General features: G+C 48.9%; 18 protein-coding genes and 4 pseudogenes. 9 read left to right on the top strand and 13 right to left on the bottom strand.

Annotated elements, in window-relative coordinates:
* Positions 1-231: 231 nt before the first annotated feature.
* The gene (locus tag C1752_RS01130) at positions 232-1,401 is read left to right on the top strand and encodes a glycosyltransferase family 4 protein (RefSeq protein WP_110984206.1); all 1,170 of its coding nucleotides are present in this window, start codon (positions 232-234) and stop codon (positions 1,399-1,401) included.
* Between the two features lie 74 nt (positions 1,402-1,475).
* Here C1752_RS01130 and C1752_RS01125 read toward each other — a convergent pair whose 3' ends face one another.
* From C1752_RS01125 to C1752_RS01115, 3 genes are all read right to left on the bottom strand, one after another.
* Positions 1,476-3,275, bottom strand: coding sequence for an ABC transporter ATP-binding protein/permease (locus tag C1752_RS01125; RefSeq protein ID WP_110984205.1), 1,800 nt, complete (start codon positions 3,273-3,275; stop codon positions 1,476-1,478).
* A gap of 84 nt (positions 3,276-3,359) precedes the next feature.
* The gene (ftsH, locus tag C1752_RS01120; protein WP_110984204.1) at positions 3,360-5,264 is read right to left on the bottom strand and encodes an ATP-dependent zinc metalloprotease FtsH; all 1,905 of its coding nucleotides are present in this window, start codon (positions 5,262-5,264) and stop codon (positions 3,360-3,362) included.
* 106 nt (positions 5,265-5,370) lie between these two features.
* A complete protein-coding gene (locus C1752_RS01115) occupies positions 5,371-6,318 on the bottom strand; it encodes an RNA polymerase sigma factor, RpoD/SigA family (RefSeq protein WP_110984203.1) in 948 nt (315 codons plus the stop codon).
* A gap of 494 nt (positions 6,319-6,812) precedes the next feature.
* Here C1752_RS01115 and C1752_RS01110 point away from each other — a divergent pair, with 494 nt between their 5' ends.
* Positions 6,813-8,108 (top strand): hypothetical protein, encoded by a 1,296-nt coding sequence (locus C1752_RS01110; RefSeq protein WP_110984202.1) that lies wholly within the window; start codon positions 6,813-6,815, stop codon positions 8,106-8,108.
* Positions 8,109-8,113: 5 nt separating this feature from the next.
* The gene (locus C1752_RS01105) at positions 8,114-9,367 is read left to right on the top strand and encodes a tetratricopeptide repeat protein (RefSeq protein ID WP_110984201.1); all 1,254 of its coding nucleotides are present in this window, start codon (positions 8,114-8,116) and stop codon (positions 9,365-9,367) included.
* 14 nt (positions 9,368-9,381) lie between these two features.
* On the opposite strand, the gene C1752_RS01100 is transcribed toward C1752_RS01105, so the two are convergent.
* On the bottom strand, positions 9,382-10,032 hold the full coding sequence (locus C1752_RS01100; protein WP_110984200.1) for a Uma2 family endonuclease: 651 nt from the start codon (positions 10,030-10,032) through the stop codon (positions 9,382-9,384).
* 224 nt (positions 10,033-10,256) lie between these two features.
* Between C1752_RS01100 and C1752_RS30160 the strand changes: the two are divergent.
* Positions 10,257-10,744: pseudogene (locus C1752_RS30160) on the top strand (Uma2 family endonuclease).
* 58 nt (positions 10,745-10,802) lie between these two features.
* Here C1752_RS30160 and C1752_RS28240 read toward each other — a convergent pair.
* Positions 10,803-10,946, bottom strand: a pseudogene (locus tag C1752_RS28240) (IS630-like element ISAcma28 family transposase); the annotation flags it as partial.
* A 215-nt stretch (positions 10,947-11,161) separates the two neighbouring features.
* On the opposite strand from C1752_RS28240, the gene C1752_RS01090 reads away from it, so the two are divergent.
* Positions 11,162-12,679 carry an adenylate/guanylate cyclase domain-containing protein gene (locus C1752_RS01090; protein ID WP_110984199.1) on the top strand — a complete coding sequence of 506 codons (1,518 nt, stop codon included), beginning with the start codon at positions 11,162-11,164 and terminating at the stop codon, positions 12,677-12,679.
* A gap of 95 nt (positions 12,680-12,774) precedes the next feature.
* On the opposite strand, the gene C1752_RS01085 is transcribed toward C1752_RS01090, so the two are convergent.
* Positions 12,775-14,208, bottom strand: coding sequence for a hypothetical protein (locus C1752_RS01085; RefSeq protein ID WP_110984198.1), 1,434 nt, complete (start codon positions 14,206-14,208; stop codon positions 12,775-12,777).
* Positions 14,209-14,515: 307 nt separating this feature from the next.
* Here C1752_RS01085 and C1752_RS01080 point away from each other — a divergent pair, with 307 nt between their 5' ends.
* Positions 14,516-14,785, top strand: a complete 270-nt coding sequence (locus C1752_RS01080) for a DUF6717 family protein (RefSeq protein WP_233501245.1) — start codon at positions 14,516-14,518, stop codon at positions 14,783-14,785.
* 472 nt (positions 14,786-15,257) lie between these two features.
* Here the strand turns inward: C1752_RS01080 and C1752_RS01075 are convergent, their stop codons facing one another.
* From C1752_RS01075 to C1752_RS01060, 4 genes and pseudogenes are all read right to left on the bottom strand, one after another.
* Complete coding sequence (locus C1752_RS01075) at positions 15,258-15,839, bottom strand: HNH endonuclease signature motif containing protein (protein WP_158534975.1); 582 nt, start codon at positions 15,837-15,839, stop codon at positions 15,258-15,260.
* Positions 15,829-16,203, bottom strand: a complete 375-nt coding sequence (locus tag C1752_RS01070) for a hypothetical protein (RefSeq protein WP_146242251.1) — start codon at positions 16,201-16,203, stop codon at positions 15,829-15,831. Before C1752_RS01070 ends, C1752_RS01075 begins: the two co-directional genes overlap by 11 nt.
* A complete protein-coding gene (locus tag C1752_RS01065) occupies positions 16,200-16,604 on the bottom strand; it encodes a hypothetical protein (protein WP_110984195.1) in 405 nt (134 codons plus the stop codon). The genes C1752_RS01070 and C1752_RS01065 overlap by 4 nt, the downstream gene beginning before the upstream one ends.
* A gap of 285 nt (positions 16,605-16,889) precedes the next feature.
* Positions 16,890-17,318, bottom strand: a pseudogene (locus C1752_RS01060) (glycosyltransferase); the annotation flags it as partial.
* 57 nt (positions 17,319-17,375) lie between these two features.
* On the opposite strand from C1752_RS01060, the pseudogene C1752_RS01055 reads away from it, so the two are divergent.
* Positions 17,376-18,795, top strand: a pseudogene (locus tag C1752_RS01055) (IS4 family transposase).
* Positions 18,796-18,806: 11 nt separating this feature from the next.
* On the opposite strand, the gene C1752_RS01050 reads toward C1752_RS01055, so the two are convergent.
* Positions 18,807-19,583 carry a glycosyltransferase family protein gene (locus C1752_RS01050; protein WP_110984192.1) on the bottom strand — a complete coding sequence of 259 codons (777 nt, stop codon included), beginning with the start codon at positions 19,581-19,583 and terminating at the stop codon, positions 18,807-18,809.
* 113 nt (positions 19,584-19,696) lie between these two features.
* On the opposite strand from C1752_RS01050, the gene C1752_RS01045 reads away from it, so the two are divergent.
* Positions 19,697-20,596 carry a DNA-methyltransferase gene (locus tag C1752_RS01045; RefSeq protein ID WP_110984191.1) on the top strand — a complete coding sequence of 300 codons (900 nt, stop codon included), beginning with the start codon at positions 19,697-19,699 and terminating at the stop codon, positions 20,594-20,596.
* Between the two features lie 812 nt (positions 20,597-21,408).
* On the opposite strand, the gene C1752_RS01040 is transcribed toward C1752_RS01045, so the two are convergent.
* Entirely contained in the window at positions 21,409-21,795 is a 387-nt protein-coding gene (locus C1752_RS01040; RefSeq protein WP_110984190.1) for a hypothetical protein, read from the bottom strand.
* Between the two features lie 30 nt (positions 21,796-21,825).
* Here C1752_RS01040 and rppA point away from each other — a divergent pair, with 30 nt between their 5' ends.
* Entirely contained in the window at positions 21,826-22,500 is a 675-nt protein-coding gene (gene rppA / locus C1752_RS01035) for a two-component system response regulator RppA (protein WP_110984189.1), read from the top strand.
* A gap of 85 nt (positions 22,501-22,585) precedes the next feature.
* On the opposite strand, the gene C1752_RS01030 is transcribed toward rppA, so the two are convergent.
* The gene (locus tag C1752_RS01030; RefSeq protein ID WP_110984188.1) at positions 22,586-23,074 is read right to left on the bottom strand and encodes a hypothetical protein; all 489 of its coding nucleotides are present in this window, start codon (positions 23,072-23,074) and stop codon (positions 22,586-22,588) included.
* Position 23,075: the final 1 nt, after the last annotated feature.

Raw genomic sequence — 23,075 nt, 5'->3', positions numbered from 1 at the left:
CCCAACATTTTGCGACCTTACTTATTACATACCCCACAGCATATCTTTAAAAAGGGTGAGAACAAAACTCCCCGATAGTATGTATTAGTATTGAATAGCGAATGTTGACGTGTCACGCTCACTGAAGGGTCGAGCACGAGGCCTCGCAAAGCGAATTATCTGTTCATTAAGTCAGACCAACCATTCTGCCTGGCTTTGGATCTTGTTTGATGCAATAACTTACGAGGAACAATGAAAATACTTCTGACAATTCATGAAGAACTTACGGTTGATTCTGGTGCGGCCGGGAGTACGCTCATGCTGGGTCAAGCTTACGAACAGCTAGGACATGAAGTCTTGTACTTCTCATTTGATGATCTGCCAGGGTGGATGCCGCTCTCCCTCAAAGATCTGCTATTCCCGGTATTTGTTGCCGGTTACCTGCTGAAAGACGCTACAGCAGACCAATTTGACGTAATTGACGCTTCCACTGGCGACTCTTTTTTCTGGACAAGTCTCTTTAATAAGGGTGAACAGCGTCCTGTTCTAGTTTCTAGAAGTCATTACTTAGAACATATTGAGCATCTGCAGTGTCTTGAGGAAAATCGCCTCGGTACACTGGAGCTGAGTTGGTATTACCCTCTCTATCGGGGCGGTATCAATTTGTGGCAGGTGGCGAGTTCCATAAGGGAGTCAGATTTAGTCTTTTTGCTCAACCAAAGTGAGAAGGATTACCTGTCTCAGAACTTAGAGGTTTCACCCGAAAAGGTCCATATTGTTGCTAACGGCATTCCCGATCAGTTCTTGGGCTTGGCCTCTGCTCCGCTTCTCCATGAGACGAATGAGACAGTCTCTATTGCTTTGGTGGGTACCTATATTCTGCGCAAGGGCATTAACTATAGTGTGCCGGCCTTAAATGCGATTCTCACGCGATTTCCCCATGTGAAATGTAGCTTTTACGGAACTCAGCGCCCTGAAGAACAGGTTAAAAAAGAGTTTGACCCTGATCTGCGTGAGCGCATTAGTGTTGTGCCCCACTATCCCCATGCGTCTCTGCCGACGCTGCTCGAAAACCACCAAATTTCAATTTTGGCCTCTAACTACGAGGCCTTTGGGAAGGCGTTAATTGAGACGATGGCCTGTGGTTTAGCACCCATTGTGACGGCAACGGCAGGTCCCCTTGAGATTGTTCATGATGGCTATGATGCCCTAGTTGTCCCCCTTCGTGATCGAGAGGCGATTGAAGCTGCCTTAGAAAAATTACTGACGGATCCTGCTCATCTGAATCAACTGCGGACTCAGGCCTACAATACGGCTCAAAAATATAGCTGGATGCAGACAGCACAAGAGCGAATTACTCTCTATGACAAAGTACGGATGCCAAATCCTTCTACCGTTGATTATGCTGCCAGTCGTCAGTAGTGGTCCCAAATTTTGAGCCAACTCGGGAGCTATTTTCATGGATTCGATACGTACGATGAGCCACTGCTCTGAGTTCATTCGCGCTTGCTGAGCTGCCAAGTATGGTTTGCGGATAGATCTAGGATCCGTTGATGATAGTCAACGAGCGTTTCTCGGTGCCCGACACTGAGGAAGGTGGTTTGCGTCTCCCGTAACCGTTGGTAGAGTGAGGCTTCATTCTCTAAATCAAGGGCGCTGGTGGCTTCGTCCAAAATGGCGTACTTTGGCTGGTTCAAGAGCAAACGCGCAAATGTCAGGCGCTGCTGCTCCCCTAATGACAGGACTGAAGACCAGTCCTGTCGAGCGTCTAAGCCGCCAAAACGGTGATCAAGGTCGGGTAGGTTGACCGTCTCTAGGATGTGGTGAAGTTTGTCATCTTCTAGTTCCGCATTGAGATGGGGATAGCGCATCTGATCGCGCAGTGTGCCTAGAATCATGTACGGACGCTGGGGCAAGAACAACATCTGCTCTGGCTCCGGTCGATACAAGGTTCCGCTCCCAGAGTTCCAGAGGGTTGCGATCGCACGTAAAAGCGAACTCTTTCCACATCCACTCGGTCCCCGAATCAACAATCCCTCTCCGGTCGATAGCTCCACCGATAGATCTTCGACGAGCATCTGCTGATAGTTGGGGGTAAACAGAGTTAAGTTTGCGACCTCAAGCCGATCTGAAATCTCCGTGGTAATGGTCGGATGTGCCGCAGCCACTGTTAGTGCGGCGTCATCCTGCCTCTCTTTACTGTCAGTCCCCTGCACTTCTTCATCTTTCGTGCTGTCCGTCTTCACGGAATCACCTGCCGTAGATTCTTCCTGGCCTTTGTTACTTTCGACCTGACCTAAGCCCTCAGCAAAGGTGTACAAACGATTGATGCCAGCGCCAAAGGAGGTCAGCTCCTGGAAGCGGGCCACAATCAAATTCAATGAGAAAAAGACCTGAATAAACGCGCCCTGCGCTTCCGTGACTTTTCCCACCTCTAGATCACCGGCAAAGATGCCAGGGGCAACGACGATGGCAGGCAGAATAAACGGAATAAATTCATAGGCGTTGGTAAGACAGTTGAGATTAAGCTGCCAGAAAATCAGGCGTTTGAAGTTCTCGAACACTTCATCAAAGCGGCTTTTAACCTGCTCAGATTCGCGTTCTTCACCTCGATAGAAAGCAATCGCCTCTGCATTTTCTCGAATGCGCACCATGCTGAAACGAAAGTCAGCTTCTCTCTTGAGCTGCGCGAAATTAAGGCGGACTAACGGTTTGCCGAAGATGCCCACCGTCAACAGGGTTCCCACCAGCGCATAGAGAACCAGGAACAGCACCAGCGGTTTCGATATTTTCCACAACACGCCGCTGAAGGCCACAATCCCCAGCAGTGAACTAATCACGACGAGGGCAAAGGCAAGGGATTCCTGAGTGAAGCTGCGAATATCTTCCGCGATTCGCTGGTCAGGGTTATCGATTTCACCAGCTCCTCCGGCCAAGTTGTAGAAGGAGCGATCTTGAAAATAGTGATCAATGAAATGCTCTGTCAGCCACTGTCGCCACTGCAGACCCAGCCGATCTCGCAAGTAGGTATACCCCGCGTAAATAGGGGCATAGGCCACTAAGACCCCAGCAAAGATAATGATCGTGTGCCAGAACCGTGATTCATCTTGAGCCGAGAGCGCCGAAATCATTGCGCCGCGCTGGTTATTGAGGACCACGCTCAGGCCCGTGTATCCCAGCGATAGAATGACGACGAGCAGCAGCAGCCCTCGGGCCTGCCATTTCTTATCGCTCGACCAGTAGGACTTTGCGATCGCCCAAAAGCGTTGGATGACGGTGAAGTTAAAACGTTCCATACCCTGATGCTCAGTCGTGACTTAAACGGACGAAAGAGCGCTCTAGCTAGAGCGCCCTTGTGACTTAGATAGCCTGTAAATCAGCTAGGCGTTGACAAATTTGGAGGCTGCATCCGCTTGGTGTTCCGGCTGCTCATCGTTGGCCTGCACCTGACTCAGAAGCTTCCGCAAATGCTCACCTTCCATCACTTCGATGTGGAGTAGTTGAATTGCGATCGCATCTAGCAGCTCTCTATTCTTTTCTAGAATGGACAGTGCTTCTTGGTGGGCCCCTTCAACAATGGCCTTTACTTCTTGATCGATTGCCTCCGCCGTTGTTTCACTGACTGGGCGACGCGTATTGCCGCTGTTGCCCAAAAAGTTATTCTGCTGTCCCTGAGCATAGGCCAGCGGCCCTAGAATCTTGCTCATGCCATAGGAGGTGACCATCTGTTCCGCTAGATCGGTGGCCCGCTGTAGATCATTGGAAGCACCCGTCGTGATCTTGCCGAAGATCACCTCTTCGGCTGAGCGGCCGCCCAACAGCGTGGTGATTTGCCCCCGCAGTTCCGTTTCATTGAGCAGAAACCGATCTTCGGTCGGCACCTGTAGCGTATAGCCCAGCGCCGCCATGCCGCGAGGAACAATGGATATCTTCTGGACTTCATCGCTACCGGGCATCAGTGCGCCCACTAGCGCATGGCCAACCTCGTGGTAGGCCACAATTTCTTTCTCGGCTTTGTTGAGCACTCGGCTCTTCTTCTCTAGACCGGCCACAACCCGCTCAACTGCCTCAGAGAAGTCCTGCTCTTCAACCGTTTCACTTTTACGTCGAGCCGCCAACAGTGCGGCTTCGTTGACCAAGTTGGCCAGATCGGCTCCGGCAAAGCCAGGCGTTCGAGTTGCGATCGCTTTTAGATCGACCTCAGCCCCTAACTTCACCTTCTGAGCATAAATATCTAGAATTGCGAGACGCCCAGACAGATCAGGACGATCCACTAAAATTTGACGGTCAAACCGGCCCGGTCGCAGCAGAGCCGGGTCTAAAGTCTCCGGTCGGTTGGTGGCCGCCAACACAATTACGGTGGCATCACCGGCCCCAAAGCCATCCATCTCAGTCAAGAGCTGATTGAGCGTTTGTTCGCGCTCATCATTGCCACCCATGCCATTGCCGCCGCTGCGAGACTTGCCAATGGCGTCGAGTTCATCAATAAAAATAATGCAGGGTGCCTTTTTCTTGGCTTGCTCAAATAAGTCCCGCACCCGTGCTGCGCCCGTACCGACAAATAATTCTACAAACTCCGAGCCAGAAATACTGAAGAAAGGCACGCCCGCCTCACCCGCAACCGCTTTTGCCAGTAGCGTCTTGCCCGTCCCCGGCGGCCCGATTAGGAGCGCCCCTTTAGGAATCCGGGCACCGATCTCGATAAACCGTTGGGGAGCCTGCAAAAATTCGACGATTTCGGCCAGCTCAACTTTAGACTCTTCAACGCCAGCCACATCATTAAAGGTGATTTTATTCTCATCTCCTTCGACATAGACCTTGGCTTTGCTTTTGGTGATGGATAGCGCGCCAGATAGACCGCCACCCCCCTGACGGCGACTAAAGAGTTGAAACAGCCCCACAAAAATTAGGGGCGGCACGACCCAGCCCAGCAGTGTTAGAAACCAGCGATTGCCAGCAGGGGGAATCGCTGCGAATTCAACGCCATTAGCCTCCAGTCGATTGGGCAACTCCAAATCAAAGATGGGAGTCGTCTGCAGAACCTGATCAGGCTGATCGCTACTTTCGTCGAGCCGATAGCGAATGACATTTTGCCCAACCTCGACATTGGCCACGTCTCCATCTTCGATCTGCTCAATAAAAAAGCTGTAGGGCACTCGCGGTATTGGTGGCCCAGTAAAGATCGGTAAAACTAGATTAGCCAGCAGCAGCAAACCCGGCACAAAAATGAGTAGAGATGTGATCAGGCTGGGGCGACGGGGTTGAGGTTTATCTTTAATCGGCATGGTTCATGTTCCTGCGGGCGGTCATTTCGATATTGCACGGGGCTGATATACGCAACGCGGGCTGACTCCCCTGAGCCAACCCGCGATCCTGTAATTCGTGATGGCTCTAGGTGAGGTATTCCTGCAGTGCAGACTTGTTCTGACGCAGAACCGATAAAGCCTCGCGCTCAATCTGGCGCACTCGCTCACGGCTAACGCTGAGCATTTCGCCAATTTTTGCCAGCGTTAAGCCTTTTCCATCTTCGAGGCCAAAGCGGAGGGCTAATACCTGTTGTTGTTGACCCGTCAACTCTGCCATCAGCTGGCGCAGATCGTCTTTTAGTAGAGAGCTAGCGGCATAGTCTTCAGGAGATTGACTATCATCTTCAAGCAAATCTCCTAGTTCTGTGTCCTGCTTCTCACCAATGCGGACGTCTAGTGAAAAGGTTTGACGGCCGTGCTTGAGGTAGGTGCGTACTTGCTTGGGCGTCAGGTCTAGCTCTGCTCCCAGCTCTTCTGCCGTGGCGTTGCGGCCTAGCGTCTGAGAAAGTTGGCGCTGGGTTTTCTTGATTTTGTTGAGCTTTTCAGTAATGTGAATCGGGAGACGAATCGTGCGGCCTTTTTCGGCAATGGCGCGGGTCATGGCTTGCCGAATCCACCAGTAAGCATAGGTCGAAAAGCGGTAACCCTTCATCGGGTCAAATTTCTCAACGCCACGCTGTAGGCCGATGGTGCCTTCTTGAATCAGATCTAAAAGTTCCACCTGGCGATTGGTGTACTTCTTTGCCACTGAAACCACCAGTCGCAGGTTAGCTTCTACCATCTTGCGCTTAGCGGCTTCGCCCAAAGAGATCGCCTGCTGAAGCTCTACCTTCGATAGGTCAGTCTTAGCAGACCATTCAGCTAAGGTCGGCTCTCGGTCTAGGCATTCAATCAGATCTGCTTGAATGGCTTGAAGCTCAACATACTGCCGAACTTGCTTGCCCAATTGAATCTCTTGCTCGTGGGTCAGCAGAGGAAACCGAGCAATTTCCTGCAGATAGGAGCGGACTAAATCGTTAGAGGCTGTTTTCATGATGCAAAGGGGTGTGGGGTGACTGGAAAATACAATTATTGAGTTGGGGAATCGAGATGAGAGCGGATCTAGAGTTGCCCATAGCGTTCGGGAGTAAGCACTCAAAGACTGAGTTGACGATGACTGCTTTCAAAGTAAGGAGGCAGAACATTGAAATATGAGTGAATTGTAACGCTATGTAAACTAATATTGCATCTGCTTTACAAAAAGTCAATTTTTTTGCCGTGCGACTTGCTGATGCTTACGGTCAGAGCTTCAAGCCCTCTAGGCAGCTTTCGCTGAGCGCTGATTCACACTCTAAAGTGGCCGGCGATCACTGGGATCCATCGAAAGGTAGAGAGATCGCCCCTTGTGAGGATCGCTGCGACGGGGCGTCCCTGATTTAGTCGGGTTCGGTAATCCTCAGCGAAGAGATGGGGTGGAAATTTTATACTGGGTAAGAGGGCCTGATCTGATGTCAGGCTGGCTAACTCTAATTTTTCTGTGGGTCTACCATGACGCTTGATCCTAAAATCATGTCCACTGTGGAGCAGCTCGACTATCGAGTCACCGTGGGCGATGTCTCTGCACGAGCCGGTTTAGATATTGATACGACGCAGCGCGGTCTGCTGGCTTTGGCCTCTGAGGTGTCCGGAAATCTGCAGGTTTCAGACTCTGGTGAGATCGCCTATCTGTTTCCTGAGAATTTTCGGTCGGTTCTGCGGGATAAGTATCTGCGGCTGCGGCTGCAGGCCATGTGGGCCTCAGTATGGGCGGTGCTATTTTATCTGATTCGGATTTCGTTCGGCATCATGCTGCTGCTGTCTATTCTGCTGATTGTGGTTGCGATCGCAACTATCTTCCTCGCCCTTCAGAGCAGCCAGCAAAACGACGATCGCCGCCGCTCTAGCTTCGGTGGCTCGATGTTTGTGCCACGATTCTGGTTCGGCCCAGATCTGTTTTGGTTTTTTAATCCGTCCTACGGTCGCGCTCGGCGGCAGCGGCTTCGTGGGTCTGAGCAGATGAACTTTTTCGAGGCCATCTTTTCGTTCTTGTTCGGAGACGGCAACCCCAATGCCAATTTAGAAGATCGACGCTGGCAAGAGATTGCTACAGTGATTCGCAACAATCGCGGTGCCGTTGTTGCTGAGCAAATTTCCCCCTATTTGGACTTGGTCGAGCAGCCAGAGGACGATGAGTACTATATGATTCCGGTTCTGTCTCGCTTCAATGGTCAGCCGGAGGTTAGCCCTAACGGTGAAATTATCTACCGGTTCCCGGATTTGCAGTCTACAGCTACGCAATCGGATCAGCAGTCAGTTGCCGCTTTTTTGCGCGAGTTCCCTTGGCCTTTCAGTCAAGCCAGCAGCAATCAGAGAGCGTGGGCAATTGGTCTAGGTACCTTCAATTTTGTGGGAGCCGTTTTGCTGTGGTACATGCTCGGAGACGGTACGATTGCTCTCCAGCTTGGGGGGCTTGTTGCCTTTGCGCAATCGATGATTTGGGTCTTGCTCGGCTACGGCGTTGCCTTCTTGGGCGTCCCACTGGTGCGCTACTTTTGGCTGCAGCGTCAGAATGCCAAGCTTGAGGCCCGCAATGATGTACGGCGCGATTACGCGATGGCGCTTAACGAAGCCGATACTCACCTGCAGCAGAAAATCCGCTATGCCCAAAACTTTGCGGCTCAGTCTGTGGTCACCACCGACCGATTGAGCTACACCACGGAGAAAGATCTCGTTGATCAAGAGATTGAGCAAGCAGATAAACTAGATGCAGAATGGCAGCAGCGCCTCAATAGGTCAGAAGACTAAAAGCTATGACCGATGATTTCTATCAAAGGGGTTTAGAACAAGCTCAACAGCAGCGATATGGAGATGCGATCGCATCTTTCAGCAAAGCCATTGAGCATCACCCCCACCGCGCCAATATCTATAGTCAAAGAGGACTGGCTCACTACGATCTCGGTCAGCTTCACGAAGCCATCTCAGACTATACCCAAGCCATTGGCATGGATGGTCAATCCGTCCTACCTTACTATGGCCGTGCCTTAACCCGCTTAGCCTTACAAAATCTGCCAGGAGCACTAGCAGACGTTGAGGAAGCGATTCGATGTGATGCAGACCATGCCTCAGCCCACCGTCTCCGGGGCGTCATTCAGCGCAAGCAGGGAAATACGAAGGCTGCTGTCACCTCCTTTAGAAAGGCAGCGGAGCTGTTTATCGATCGGCGCGATGTTGAGGGGGCGCGGCAGTGTTTAGCGACGGTTGAAACACTCCAGCCGACTGAGTCAAAGGTTGCCCCGAAGCGCGGCATCAGGTCTGAGAAAGATTATTTTGAACAGCTTGTCGAGCAGGCCCAGCAGGGTAATATTCAGCAGGCTCTCGCCGACATCAACTGGATTCTGACCGCAGACCCCCGAGATGGCAAAGCCTACTGCTGTCGCGGCATTGTCCGATGTAAGCAGGGTAAATATTCAGAAGCGCTATCGGACTTCAACCAAGCTCTGCAGCTCCACTTTCAGCAGGCAATTGTGTACAGAAATCGCGGTCACGCCCGACTGCAGCTAGACGATTATCCAGGGGCCGTGGCCGACTTCAATCACGCTCTCAACCTCGATCCGCAGCAGGCCCAGAACTACGTGGCTCGGGGGATGGCCTATCACAAGATGGGGCACGTCATGGGTGCGGTGGAAGACTATGCCGAGGCGCTCCAGCTTAAGCCCGACCATGCCGCCGCCTTTTATCAACGTGGTCTGGCCTACTTGGATGCGGGGGAGAAACTATCTGCGATCGCAGATCTACAGCGCGCCATCAGTTTATACGTCGATCAAGAAGATTGGGTGGGTCACAAACAGGCGTTGGCAACGCTACAGCAAGTTCAAACCTCTAAGTCAGTCACCCCTGAAACCCGAGAGGAACAGCTTCGCAAGCAGCTAATGGCCTTGGTGGGCGGTCAGTGGGCGATCGCAGAACGCTTTCTTCGGCAGGCAAAACATCAGTATCCGGGTCGATCTGAAGAGTGGTATTTTGAGACCGTCATTGCGGATTTGGAGCGAGATCGCGGTTTGTAGAAGGTTCTTACCCCTCACGATTGAACAGTGCTCCACCAAGCCCTCAGAGATCGCACCGCCTCTATTTCATCCTCTTTCGCCTGTTCCAGAAAAGTGTATAGTCGCTCTTTTGGCACCAGAGGGAACGTAGGACTCGCTTCAACCTCTACATAAACCCCCTCCTGAAGCTGATAGATCCGCCATATCTTGCCATTGAACCGCCAGAACTCAGGAATGCCAAGGCTGGAATAGAACTGATTCTTCGCAATATCTGTATGGGTAATGTCAACTTCAACGACCAGATCGGGCGGCGGATCCTGTCTGAAATCAACCTTGCGTCCCTTTACCAGCGGTTGGTTTTGAATATAGTAAGCGTTGTCAGGTTCTGCCCCCTTTTTTAAATGGGGATAGTTCATTGTGGTTGACCCCATTGTCTTAATCTGCAGGCTCATCAACTCAACCAGCGTTATGATGAAACGCTCAATCAAGCGACCCGAAAACTCATGTGCTTCTAGCGGCACGGTGATTTCTAGCACTCCATCGTCATAGATCAAGCGAGAGCCACGGGACTGAGGCAGCGTATTCAAAATCTGTAAATAGTCTTCCCAAGATAAGCCCCACAGCACAACCCGCTGTTCTCCAGTAGGGCGTAATTCAGCGCGTGGTTCCGGTGCTGCGATCACCATATCAGTTCTTCCGACAGTGGGCTTTACAACTATTGTAAGTTGTAATCAAAACGCCAAGGCTGAATACTTAAACTGACCTAAGCAATGTTACTTTGAAGCTATTGATGTGAACATAGAAAACAATCACAACGTATAAAACAACCAACGCACCGCTGACAGAGATATACAACATACACAGTTAGTTCGCCTTCCGAGATCCGCCTCGTTTCTCCAGCGGCCTAAAGCTGTGCATGATCAATAAAGTCGTGGCAATGGAATGCAGTCCCCAAGGAGAGCTGATTATTATGCCCCCCGTGGGTGGTAAAAGCGGTCGAAAAGAGGCTCGCTATATCTTCAAACTGGCAGCCTGGAACGAACAGGCAGAGTTGGGAGAAGTATTCAGCTCCTCAACAGTTTTCAAGCTGCCGAACGGAGGAGATCGCTCTCCTGATGCAGCCTGGATTACACGTAAGCGCTGGGATGCTTTGACCGCTGAGCAATGAGAGAATTCCCGCTGATCTGTCCTGATGTTGTGATTGAACTGCGATCGCAAAGTGACAGACTCAAGCCCCTTCAAGCAAAAATGCGCGAATATCTAGGCAGTGGGCTGAGACTCTAGTGGCTGATTAACCCCAAAGATCAAACCGTTGAGATTTACCGCACTAACAAAGAAGCAGAGACGCTGAAAGAACAACTTATACCAATTCCCCTATCAGATGACCTGCATGGCTAAGGCATCCAAGATGTAGGAATATCCCGCCAGCGCGGTAATAGTCTCCCTGGAGAGTCTATTGATAGCGTGTTGTGACTTGACGACTTTTGAGCCAGTAGAGTGCATGAATCTGTTCTTGGTGACGGGCTGATGCTTGTTGATGAAGAAGCGACTTGAGGGTGTCTTCGCTTTCGGTAATCTCAATTTTCAGTACGCCGGCCATCAGAACTATACTCTCTCAATAGAGACCCTTCCAATTTAGGTCATCCATATAAAGAGTTGGTATCAGTGACCCGTATCACTGTAGTGAAGCCGCTCGATCCGTTATGGTAATTGTGTCTCTTGAGGTGGAACATCGGTTCGCTCTGGCTGTGATAATTAACGTTAGATCTTAAGTCTCGAACGCCTCAAAGTTGCTTGAGCAGGTTCTGTAACCCTATGAAGTTGTCGCTTGGCTTGCTGAACTCGCGTCTGTCTCGTCGCATTGTCTCTTCAATCTTTTTCTGTATTGTGGCGACGGAAGGGTTTCTCTTTGTTCCTGCCTACGTTTATCGAGAAAAAGAACTACTGCAGCAGCTAGAGACTCTTTCTTCTGAGGTCTTAACAACGGTCAAGGTTGATGTGATGACCGATGTGGCCTCTACAGATCTTTTAGATCGGGCACAGGAACGCCTGAAGCCTGATTCGGTAATTGTAGGTGGTGCGCTGTTTAGCCCGGAAGGTAAGCCGCTTGATACCTTTGGTGATGCGCCTCAGATTGCGGCAGCCGAGCTGTTGGGTGATCAGGTGATTCGTCTGCGGGCAAGGAATCGCTACGATATTAGCTGGCCGCAGCGCATGTTCCAGGATCAGTACGTCTTGGTGATTCGGCATGATGCGTCCCATCTGCGGCAGGCGATGCTGCTGTTTGCGGTCCGTACCCTGGGGGTCGTGCTGCTGCTGTCTGTCTGTGTGACGCTCTTGATGATCTGGATTTTAGAACGGCTGCTCATTCTGCCGATTGTAGAACTGCGGGATGATGTTGTACTGGCGGGGGAGAAGGTGGGTGCAGATCAAGTGCCTCCGTTTGCAAACAAGTCCCTGGATCGGTCGGATGAATTGGGGGATGTGGCCGTTGCGTTCCATCAGATGTTTCATCGGGTGCGGATGGAGATTTGCGATCGCAAACAGGCTGAATCCAATCTCCGCAGTGAAAAAGAAAAGTCAGAGCGCCTGCTGCTCAATATTCTGCCCGCTACTATTGCGGATAAGTTAAAGGAAGATCCAGGTGCGATCGCATCTCGCTGCCAAGAGGCCACGATTCTCTTTGCCGATATTGTAGATTTCACCAGTCTTTCAACTCAAGTCACGCCAGCACAGCTTGTCAAACAGCTCAACGCCATTTTCTCTACCTTTGATTTTCTAGCAGAGCAGTACGGCTTAGAGAAGATCAAAACGATTGGCGATGCCTACATGGTGGCCGGAGGCGTCACGATGAATCGCGTTGATCATGCAGAAAGCGTGCTCGAAATGGCCTTAGAAATGCAGCGCGCCATTGCTCAATTTCGCCGTCCTGATGGTCAACCCTTCCAGCTCAGAATTGGCGTCAATACGGGGCCTGTAGTAGCGGGTGTGATTGGGCTGCATAAATTTAGTTATGACCTCTGGGGAGATGCCGTCAATATTGCTAGTCGTATGGAATCCCACGGGGTGATTAACCAGGTTCACGTCACTGAATCAACCTACTCGCGCGTTAAAAACCAGTATGGATTTAAGAGCCGAGGCCCCGTTAAGCTCAAGGGATGGGGAATGATGAACGCCTACCTGCTGATTGGTCGCAAATCTCAGCGTTCGGTCGCCTCGTCACAGGAAGAACAGCCGCATTATGATGTCGCACAAGTTCATGCTTTGACCACCAACCTCTTGGCGGAAGTCACTCAGGTCAAAGCTCATAGACTGCCCTCTAACAAGCCATGAGGAGGAGCTAGTTTGCGAAGCTTTCGACAATACTGACGTCGCTGAGCATTATATTGCAAGCGTCAGAGCAGTCCTGACGCTTATCTTAATCTTGACTAAATTGTCAGTAACTCACCACAAAAAATAATCCTGTCATTCTCTAGTTTCTCTTCTAAGATAATGCGGAAATACTTACTAAACGCATCTCTAAACCAGTCCGACGTATATTGTGAAGAAAGAGGAGAAGGTTTGCCTTTCTCTAGGCAAAAATCGAAGGGTACAAATTCGATAAGAGCGTATCTCTTACTGTACCTTGACAGCATATTAAAAACCCAGTCTATCGAATACTTCTCAAATATCAGCAAGTGATTGGTTAGGTCTAATGCAACTACCACATCTGATTTAAATCTGCCCTCAGAATAAGGCAGTAGCTCCTCAGAATGGGTAAAGCAGCTTACGTTAGGATAAATACTATTCAGAGAAACAGGAGTAATTCTCTCTCTGACACCTTCGATATTTTTAGATGACAGGTATAGTTGCTCAACTGCATTCACATCATGATCAATGCAAACTATCTTCTGAACATTTGTTCCCTGCAGTAATATTTTCGAGAAGACATCTTGATGCCATCCGATATTAGTAACGGTTTCTATATTGAGATGATTGACAAGATCAATAATCTTGTTGAAGTTTGGACTGGACTGAATGCTGCTGTCGCCTTTAAGGCTGGATTCATCATCATTGCTGATACTGCTTACCCATGGAGCAGGTATCTTTTCAAGCTTTCTAAGTAAACTCGGGAAGCTATAAAATTTCTCTTTGGTAAGGCTGAATAAAAATGGACTAAATCCTCGCTTTATCAACAGGTTATAAAGCCTGAAGTAGAGGCGACTTACTATCTGCTTTGACTTATCGACAAGAATCAGAAAAGAGTTGTCTTTTCTGTATAAGCCGTATAGCTCACTGCTTCGGGGTGGAGAGTATATATCGGTGTTGTCACTTTGCACGATTGCACGCGCTAGATATGAGTTCCCCCTTCCCCAAATCTTTAATATGTAGTAATAATATTGAAGGAATTTGTTATAGCAGTTCCATTTTGAATGTGAATTATATGTCTTTACGAAGCTTCCTAGATCAACAAACATAGGAAGACAGCCATCAAACATAACGTTATAGGCGTGACAGTCTTTTGTCTGGTATCCATACTTGCTAGCTATTATATTGACTTCTAAAAGAGCGATAGCTGCATCTTTGAACATAGAAAAGCTCCACTCATAAGGGAAGTTCTTTGAGGGAATTCTTTCATGTTCAATGATTAGACCATATCCATCGAGCTTGTATTTTGTGATCCAACTTTTTGGGAATAATTTTTTGCTTTCAAGCTCATCAATCATTCCGCAGGAGAACATCTCAACTACGGACTCTGATTCTTTGCAGGATATAGCTCGAAATAATCGATTTTTGAATTCAAAAACTCTTCCGATATCTACGGTTGATAGTGGTGAGAAATGTATCTCATTTAAATCTATTTCAGAATCTATATAGCTCATAATGACTCAGCATGATTTTTCATAGCATGCGATGCTCTTTTTAGATAAATATTTCTTACTTGTTTTTCTGCGAATTGCATATTTTTGTTAAGAGCATCGTTTGTTAATGCGGATTATCACCAGTGGTACATAGCGTCTTAGAGAGGCTTATTAAGCTCGGCGCTTGGAATTTTTCTTTTGGAAATGATTTTCCTCTATTAATATAACCTTAACTTCTCCTTAACGTCGATATGTAGGGTGAAAGGTTCCTGTTTTGGGCGATGGTAGAGCGTAGAGTCGTTGCCTTGTTTGTCAAAAGAGCACCGATATGAGCGCAATAATGGTCATCCATCCCTACAAGTATGAGGAAATGTGGGTTTTTGATGATCAGAAAGTAGGCCTGGTGCAAGAACCGTTTGTTGCTGGTGTCGACACGATTATTGACCAGATGGTGGTGGACCTGCCCCATGCGGAAACTGGATTTAGCCTGTTGTTTTCCGCTGGCCCATTTCCGGGGTTCCAAGCCAAGTTTGACCGGCGGCGAGAGGAGTACGGAGGCAACTGGCACCATATCTCAGCTTTAGATAAAGATGGATAGCTTTGCCCTAACTTGCTGAAATATTTTGATGAAGCGCCCAAAGAATTTTATGCTCAGTTTAAAGAGCGCTCTGCATCACCTAGCGATTGAAATCGTAGCAACATTAACGAAGTTCGCCGATGCGGACCAACATTGATTCTGATTGAATACTGACCAACAGAAGTCTTTAAGCCTGCTTGAGGAGGAATTGCTGCCATCTGTCGCTTGCTAGGCCAAGTCTCTAATTATTCTGAGATTGTTGCTGATGTATCAGTCATTTATCATCTAATTGGGGTGCAAAATGACGTTTGCCTGCACAAGCGAGGTGTTGTCAAGGGCATCTATTAAACGCAGTTGCCTGCAGGTCTAGCATTTGGGAAGGTGCACTTGGATTGTGAGCAAGATGGTTTGGCGCAGGGCGTGGGTAAAGATTTGAGAATTGCGATCGCAATTCTCAAAATCTGAAGTGAGAATTTGTAACTAGCGACCCAGTCTACTGCCTGCCATCGGCGATGGAACATGCAACAGGAAAGAAATGAATGTTTTCGTCCTCAAATACAGAATTCCAAGAAATTCCGATGGGGTCTTTCTGCATACTCCAATCAACGAAGGAGATCTCTGATGCATTCAACTTGCCTTGAATGCATTGGATGCCAACTCCTAGCCTTGCTGCTATCTGCTTCAGATTCAAGGGGTTTTGTCGATAATAGAGAATCGTTTCTTCATTTGATAAGGTACTGTCACCTTTCTTGGAGTTACAGGTCGGGCAGAGCAGTTGAAAATTATCAATGTCTATCGCTAGCTCAGGAAACTTAATCAAAGGCTTTATGTGATCAATATCAAAGTTGCTGACGCTTCGATAAGTCTTTTTACAGCCAGAGCATAATCCTTTCGTTTTTTGAAACTGTGTCTCCTTCCACAACTGGCCTTCAGTTGAGTCACGCCAGCGGTTAAACGCGTGACGAGGAGCATAGTATTTGCTGATGCGTTTAGCATCAGTACGATGGGATTTTAAATGCGAGAGAAGCCGACTTTGCTCAAGCTTATTAACCAAGTGTCGAATATCAACGGGCACGGGCAACCTCCTGGCCTTTGATAGAAATGGCTTTTAACTTGTGTTTTCTTGTCTTTGGATTATCAAATGACTTCAGCAACTGCTTAACCATTGCTGTAGATCCTGTCTCTGGCGCACCGAACGGTGTTTCAACAACAGTGCTAGCTAGTGGCTGGAGTTCAGATAACACTCTCCTCAGATTATTCTTAGTGGCCTGACGGATGCGAGATCGCTCCAGATAAACGGTGATGGCCTGAATGACATCACTGATGGTGTAGAGATTAGCCGAGCCTGCTTTATCTTTCACAGGACAGGATTGAGTAACAACCTCGCTTTGATAACGGGTTGCACCCAAGCCCATTAAATGACGGCGAGTGATATTCACGCAGCCTCCTGCTGATTGTCTTGTGAGTAGTCCTCATACGTTCTCAACAGACTGTCAATCCAAGCATCACGGTATCCGAAGGTTTTTGCGATGCCATAGACAATCTCAATGACGCCCACAAAGCTACTGCGTTCAAGCTGAAGTTGAGCCTCATAGTCCTCAACCATATCTTTATAGTTGCTTTCTATTTTTTCTAGCTGATTCTTCTTTCTAGTGACTTGGCCTTTCTGAGCACGTTGAAGATTTTGTCGTTGTACAAGCTCAGGGCCAGCAAACCGAACCATTTTATTGAGAATAGTCAACTCATCAAGCGGGAAGCCGATTCCTTCAAAAGCCCGCCTAGCATCTGCTTTTGTCCAGCCAGTTGCGTGAGCATACTCAATCGCTTCAGTTTTATTCAATGCTCAGCTCTCCAATCTCATGAGCTTATTTTGCCCCAATTTCAATTCATTTTAGACAAGGTATTTTTGACTGTGCGGCTAGCGTGCTAAAACGGATCTGTCAAGGCTTTATTCTTGACTCTTTGGTAGATAGAGTGCGTTTTAGCAAGTCGATAGACTGCTGAAAATTAACATGTATTATGTTCTGAAGTTGAAGCTGCTGCTGGATCATGATAGGCCACGCACAACAGCTTCAATTCCATTTTTTAGAGTCATTTCACTTTAAACAGCCCTGCCGAAACTTTTCTATTTTGGTTGCCAGCGCTCTAGCATTTGGCTATAGATTTTAGCGATTACTTCATCGGCTCTTGAGGGTTGCGCGACTTGGATGCAGGCTTCAGCGGGATAGGCATCCGGTGTATTGAGAATCTGTTTGATGGAAGTTGAGATCGCATCCCCAGTCCGTTCCTTCGCGACTACCCCCGACTCCGGCGTTAATAGATTCGGCGTCTCGCCGCAGTCAGTTGTGACCACCGGGGCACCACAGGCCAGCGCCTCTAAAACCGTCAGCGGTAGACCCTCGTAAACGCTAGACAGCACAAAGCTATGGCAAACGCGGTAAAAATCTGCAAGCTGTTCGCCCCCCAAAGTCCCGAGCAGCGTCACTTGGTTTGATAAGCTCAAACGCTCAACCTCAGCCTTGACCGCAGGCAGTAGCTCACCATCCCCCGCGACAAATAGATGTACGGTTCAATGGCACTGACTTAAGGCGTTAGGAAAGGGCTACAAGTTTTGATAGATATAGAATCAAGACTTGCCAGCCATAAACATTCTGCCTTCCACTATGTCTGAGTCCGCCGCAATTCTCAAGCACCAGTTTTCCAAAAGCCTAGGGTTGCCCTGGGCGGATATCCTGCCAGCTTCAAGGCTCGACGCAATCCTTGAGGAAGAGGCGATTTTGTCTCGCAGCCGCGTGTATCCGCCGGTCGTTACCCTGTGGGCTATGCTCTATCAAGCCTTGTCCGCCGATAAAAGCCTTCGTAACACGGTCAAATGCATCACCACGTGGCTCACCGCGGCTGGTTCTCAACCGCCATCATCCGATACCGGAGCCTATAGCAAAGCAAGAGGTCGATTGCCAGAGTCACTGCTGCAACGCTTAATTCCCGAAACCGCTAATCGCTTGGCACAAGCAGTCTCCCCAGAGCACCTCTGGTGTGGTCGCCCGGTCAAGGTCTACGACGGAACGACCGTCTTGATGGCCGATAGTGCTGCGAACCAACAGGGGTATCCACAACACGGCAATCAAGCTGCAGGTTGTGGATTTCCCCTTGCCCGTTTGGTGGTGTTCTTTTGTCTCATTACAGGGGCAGTGGTGTCGGCCTGTATTGCACCTTGGAGCATGAGTGAAATTGTCATGAGCCGTCTGCTCTACCAGGAGCTTGAGGTTGATGATGTCGCGATGGCAGACCAAGCTTATGGTAGTTACGTTGACCTCGCACTGATTCAGCAAAAAGGGGCCGATGGAGTCTTGCGTAAACATCATGCTCGAAAGACTGATTTCCGCAAAGGCAACAAGAACGGCATTGGCGATCATCAAGTGACATGGCACAAACCAGCCCAACGGCCTGAGCATATGAGTGAGGCCGAGTTTGCGATGATTCCCAAGACATTGGTCGTCAGAGAGGTGTGCTTGCGGTTATCTCTCAAGGGCTTTCGTGACCAGCGCATTATTGTGGTGACGACGTTGCTTGATGCCCAACGTTACAGTGCTCAGCAACTGACACGACTCTATGGCTGGCGTTGGCCAGCGGCTGAAGTCAATCTTCGGCATCTAAAAACCACCTTAAAAATGGAGATGCTCACTGCCAAAACGCCACAGATGGTTCGAAAAGATATCTGGGCACATCTGTTGGGCTACAACTTATTGAGAAGCCTGATGGAATACGCGGCACCGCTGGCAGATGATGCGCGGACACAACTTTCGCTGCAAGGGGCACGCCAACACTTCAATCAGATGCTTGCTTTATTGGCTATCGCCACTCGTGCGACCAGTAAACGGTTGTATGCTCACCTGCTGGAGAGCATTGCCTTCGATCTACTACCTGCACGACCGAATCGGCACGAACCGAGAGTGGTTAAGCGCAGACCTAAATCCTTCCCGAGAATGCGACAACCACGCGCTGTTCTCAAAGCTAAGCTGGCGGCTTGATTGAGCTTAAGTCAGTGCCATTGATGTACGGTTGGATCTTGAAGTGCCGCCACTGTTTGCACCAGCAGCACCGGATCCTTTTGCGGATGCAGACGGCCTGCAAAGAGTAAAAAGCGCGTATCTGTTGGCAGGCTACGCTCTTTAGCAAAGGCTTCGCGGGCCGCAGGTCGCTGTTCTGCCGGGAGTGGGTAGAAGATCTCAGGATCAACGGTGTTTTGATAAAACGTGATCCGGTCTGCAATTTCGGGGTAGCGATCGCGGTAAAACTGGCAGGAATTTGAATTGCAGGACAAAATCTCAGCAAACTGTCCCACCAATAATTTTTCCAGTCGGAAGTAGACCGACGGCAGATACCGCCACAGAATCGACCCCTTATCTCCCCCAGAGCCGGACATCTGCTCCTCAATGTCGTTATGGATCACTAGGGTTTTGTCCCCGTTCCATTGAAAGGTAGCTAGCGTTGGTTCAATGCGGTGGAAGTGCATGAAGTTCGAAGCAAAATTCTGTCTCAGAAGCGCTCCGGTGTAGCGCAGCGTCGTGGGGATTAAGCCCCGCACATCGTCATTCTCAACCAGAATCAGGGGTAAAAAAGAAAGCTTGCGACCCGCTAGCTCTTTCTCTTGCCATTGCCCCAGCGGCTCATTGGGATCTACGCCCGTGCCCACAAGTCTGACGTCAAATTCTGGTGGCGCATATTTAATGAAGTTGATGATGATCGTCTGAATGCCGCCAATTGTTGTATGCCAAGGATTGAACTGATAAAAAATGGTGAGAACGGGCTTAGGCATAGACTCTATCGTTGGAGGGGAACGGTGTTGGGCACCCAAACAGATATATCCTATCCTGTAGTCTTTCGCTTCTGAACATGACGCCACCTTCGACCAGAAAGCAGCGAGCACCCATGAATCGGACCCTGACGCTGGAGAGTTGCGATCGCAACCGTCTTTTCCCCCGTCTGATTCAAGATCCCACAACACTCGAAGAGCTAACCGGCACCATTCAAGGAGACTGTCTCAAAGTTGCGCCTCAGCTCCCCCGTCACTGCGTTGACTTGCTGATTTTGGACCCGCCCTACAACCTGTCCAAGAGCTTCAACGGTAAGAAGTTCTCGAAGCGCTCCGTCATCGAATATTCAGATTGGCTTGAGCAGTTGATCGTTACGCTGCTGCCGCTTTTGAAGCCCACCGCCACCGTTTATATTTGTGGTGACTGGTTCTCTTCCGCTTCTATCTTTACCGTTGCCAGCGAATACCTAATCGTCCGTAACCGCATCACCTGGGAACGAGAGAAAGGCAGAGGCGCTAAGGCAAACTGGAAGAATGCTAGTGAAGATCTGTGGTTTTGTACGGTTTCTAATGACTATACGTTCCATGCCGACGCCGTTAAGATCCGGCGGCGGGTAATTGCGCCCTATCGCAACGCGGAGGGTGAACCCAAAGACTGGAAGGCTACCCCCAACGGCAAGTTTCGAGACACCCACCCATCCAACCTCTGGACTGACATTACTATCCCTTTTTGGTCGATGCCGGAGAATACCGACCATCCCACCCAAAAAAGCGAAAAGTTGATTGCCAAGCTATTGCTTGCCAGCAGCAATCCAGGGGATTTGGTGTTGGATCCTTTTTTAGGTAGCGGGACGACTTCAGTGGTAGCGAAAAAGCTGGGTCGTCGGTATCTGGGTATTGAGCAAGATGAGGACTACTGCTTGCTGGTGGAGCAACGACTAGAGCTGGCAGAGTCGAACCCCAACATTCAGGGGTTTACTGATGGCGTGTTCTGGGAACGCAATACGCTGCGGTAGACGCTATTGGGAGAAGCATATACCTCGCGTACTCGGCCAGTTCATTCGTCTTTTAGTAGCACTGTTGTCCAATTCAAACTGAGAACTTGTCCAAGCAAGCACTGAGTATTTTTAGGAGGATGTATCTGCGTAGACAACTCAACTGCTGATTTCAAAATGTAAACGTTGATATTCTGTGGAAGCCTTTAGTTTGTGATTGGCACAGCAACGGTTGAGTTAATTCATTCCACTAGCTTTTAAAATTCCGACTTATCGTATCTCGATCTCGGATAGGTTACCGCAATCGCTGATTGATCAATCATTACCCTCAAACACCGAGATTTTATACATTTTGGATTACAGAGTGTAGAGCCTTGAACGGTGACATTCTTATGTCATATTTATCACTCATAGTAAAAAACAGTAAACCTAAGCCCAATTTTTACGAGGATACTATGAAAGTCAAACCAATCCTAGCTGGAATACTGTTGCTTGTCTTGACATCTATTCCTGTTGCGGCAGAAGCCTGTTCTGGTAACAAGTCGAAGTCTGATTCAGGAACGACTTCACAACCCGTTCCTCAGGAAAACACAACGCAAACTTAATCCACTAGAGCATCAGAGGGTTTAATGCACTTTTGGCCTAGTCGTTAAACCCTCGAGGTGCCGGATCAAAAGCGGCACCTATTCTTAGTGTTTTTATACCCTTCTATGTAAAAATTTTGCAAAATATAAAAATGATGGCGATCGAAGCCCACCTGCTTTTTAAATTCCGCTTTGTGAAATATTAAAACTATCTCAGTTGAGGATTTTATCTTTAGAGTGCTGTGATAATTACTTTTTTACTTGATAGCGTAACAGCCGTCTAACTTCTTCAGGAGATAGATTAAGCTTTCGGCCAATTGCAGCTTCCATTTGTTCTCGGTTTGTTGTGTTGAGCTCAAACTGTTGCTTTCGATAAACCTGAGTTGCCTGTTTGACGTTGACTTGAGAAGTGCCGAGATCTTTGTCAACGCTGACTTTGATAAAGAGGATCTTTTCAGAAGGCTGATTCTTATCGAGAGCAATCGTGAAGGGTTCAACGGATGGCCCCGATAAGCCTAAACTGTAATCTGTTACGAATCCGCTGGCAATCCAGAACGCTATGCCAATAATAGGCAAGGGAAGCCAAAATTCCAGTCCCAGCGAACTGAGTTGCTGCCATCCTTTAATCTGACGCATTACAGTCACGGCAAAACAACAATTGCTTAAATGCTAATTCTTTTAGTTGAAGACGATCTAGCACAGTTAGAACCTTTACAGACCGCGCTCTCACAAGTGGGACACGTCGTGGACGCAGTACAGGATGGTGAGATGGCGTCAGCATTGATCAAAGAAAGAGATTACGATCTCTTGATTTTGGACTGGATGTTACCTAATGTCAGCGGGGTTGATCTTTGTCGTCAATATCGCGATTTGGGCCGTACTGCCCCTGTCCTTATGATAACGGCCAAAGATACAACGGCTGACAAGGTAGATGGTCTAGATGCTGGAGCAGATGACTACATTGTTAAGCCTGTCGATGTCTTAGAGCTATTGGCGAGGGTGCGAGCTTTGGGGCGGCGATCGCCCCTCTGGCAAGGAGAGGTACTGGCAATAGCGGATTTACAGCTAGATTTGACTAGCTTAGAGCTAGAGCGGGGAGCAGAGAAAATTCAGCTCTCAGTCAAAGAATTTCAGCTTATGGAATATCTCATGCGTCATCCACGCCAGGTCTTGTCTCGCGATCAAATCGAGCAGGCACTCTGGAGCTGGGGAAGCGAGCCGGAAAGTAATGCAGTGACGACGCTGGTTAGAAGACTCCGACAGCGTTTAGAAGCTGTCGGGGCAAAGGATTGGTTAGAAACCGTATACGGTATGGGATATCGCCTCAATTACCAAGATTAGAGTCACGCCTGCATATCACTTCTTGCAGGGAGGATCAGTTTGTCGACTTAGGGGGCAACTTTAAGAGGCTTCGCTTACAGAAGCACTAGGCGCGATCTCGCTGTAGATCATAAATGACTTTCTCCGCCAGCCAGTTGGGAGAGCGGTCCGCGTATCTGAGTGAAGCGCTAGAAAGGAGACGGCTTGCAGTCTGCTGATTGTGAACTAACCTCAAGAGCTTCTGCTTCAGTTTGGGATTCACGTGCCCAAGCATAGAGGTTTCTCTGCTATTGATAGAAAAAATGGAATCACTCAAGGATGAGCGGCGAGAGTGGGTTAGATGCCAGCCGATCATGCCTGTTCCCATTGCTAGACCAAAGATACCAATAACCTTGGTGAAATCTTCCACAGAGCCAGTATCGCTGGGGCGATTGCTGAATGTGGAGGGATTCTGGCTGAAGACCGGCTGAGTCCCTCTAGATTGACTGACCCAGCTATCTTCATTTGCTCGAACGGGTAATGTTGTTACGCTGACAATACTGGTACCCACCAAAACTGCCAGGATTGTCTTTTTGAAAGAAGAAATTGGTTGCATG

This window comes from Acaryochloris thomasi RCC1774 (genome assembly GCF_003231495.1).
GTDB lineage: Bacteria > Cyanobacteriota > Cyanobacteriia > Thermosynechococcales > Thermosynechococcaceae > RCC1774.
The sequence above is the reverse complement of the archived record's forward strand: the minus strand, read 5'-3'. Positions and strand labels throughout refer to the sequence as shown.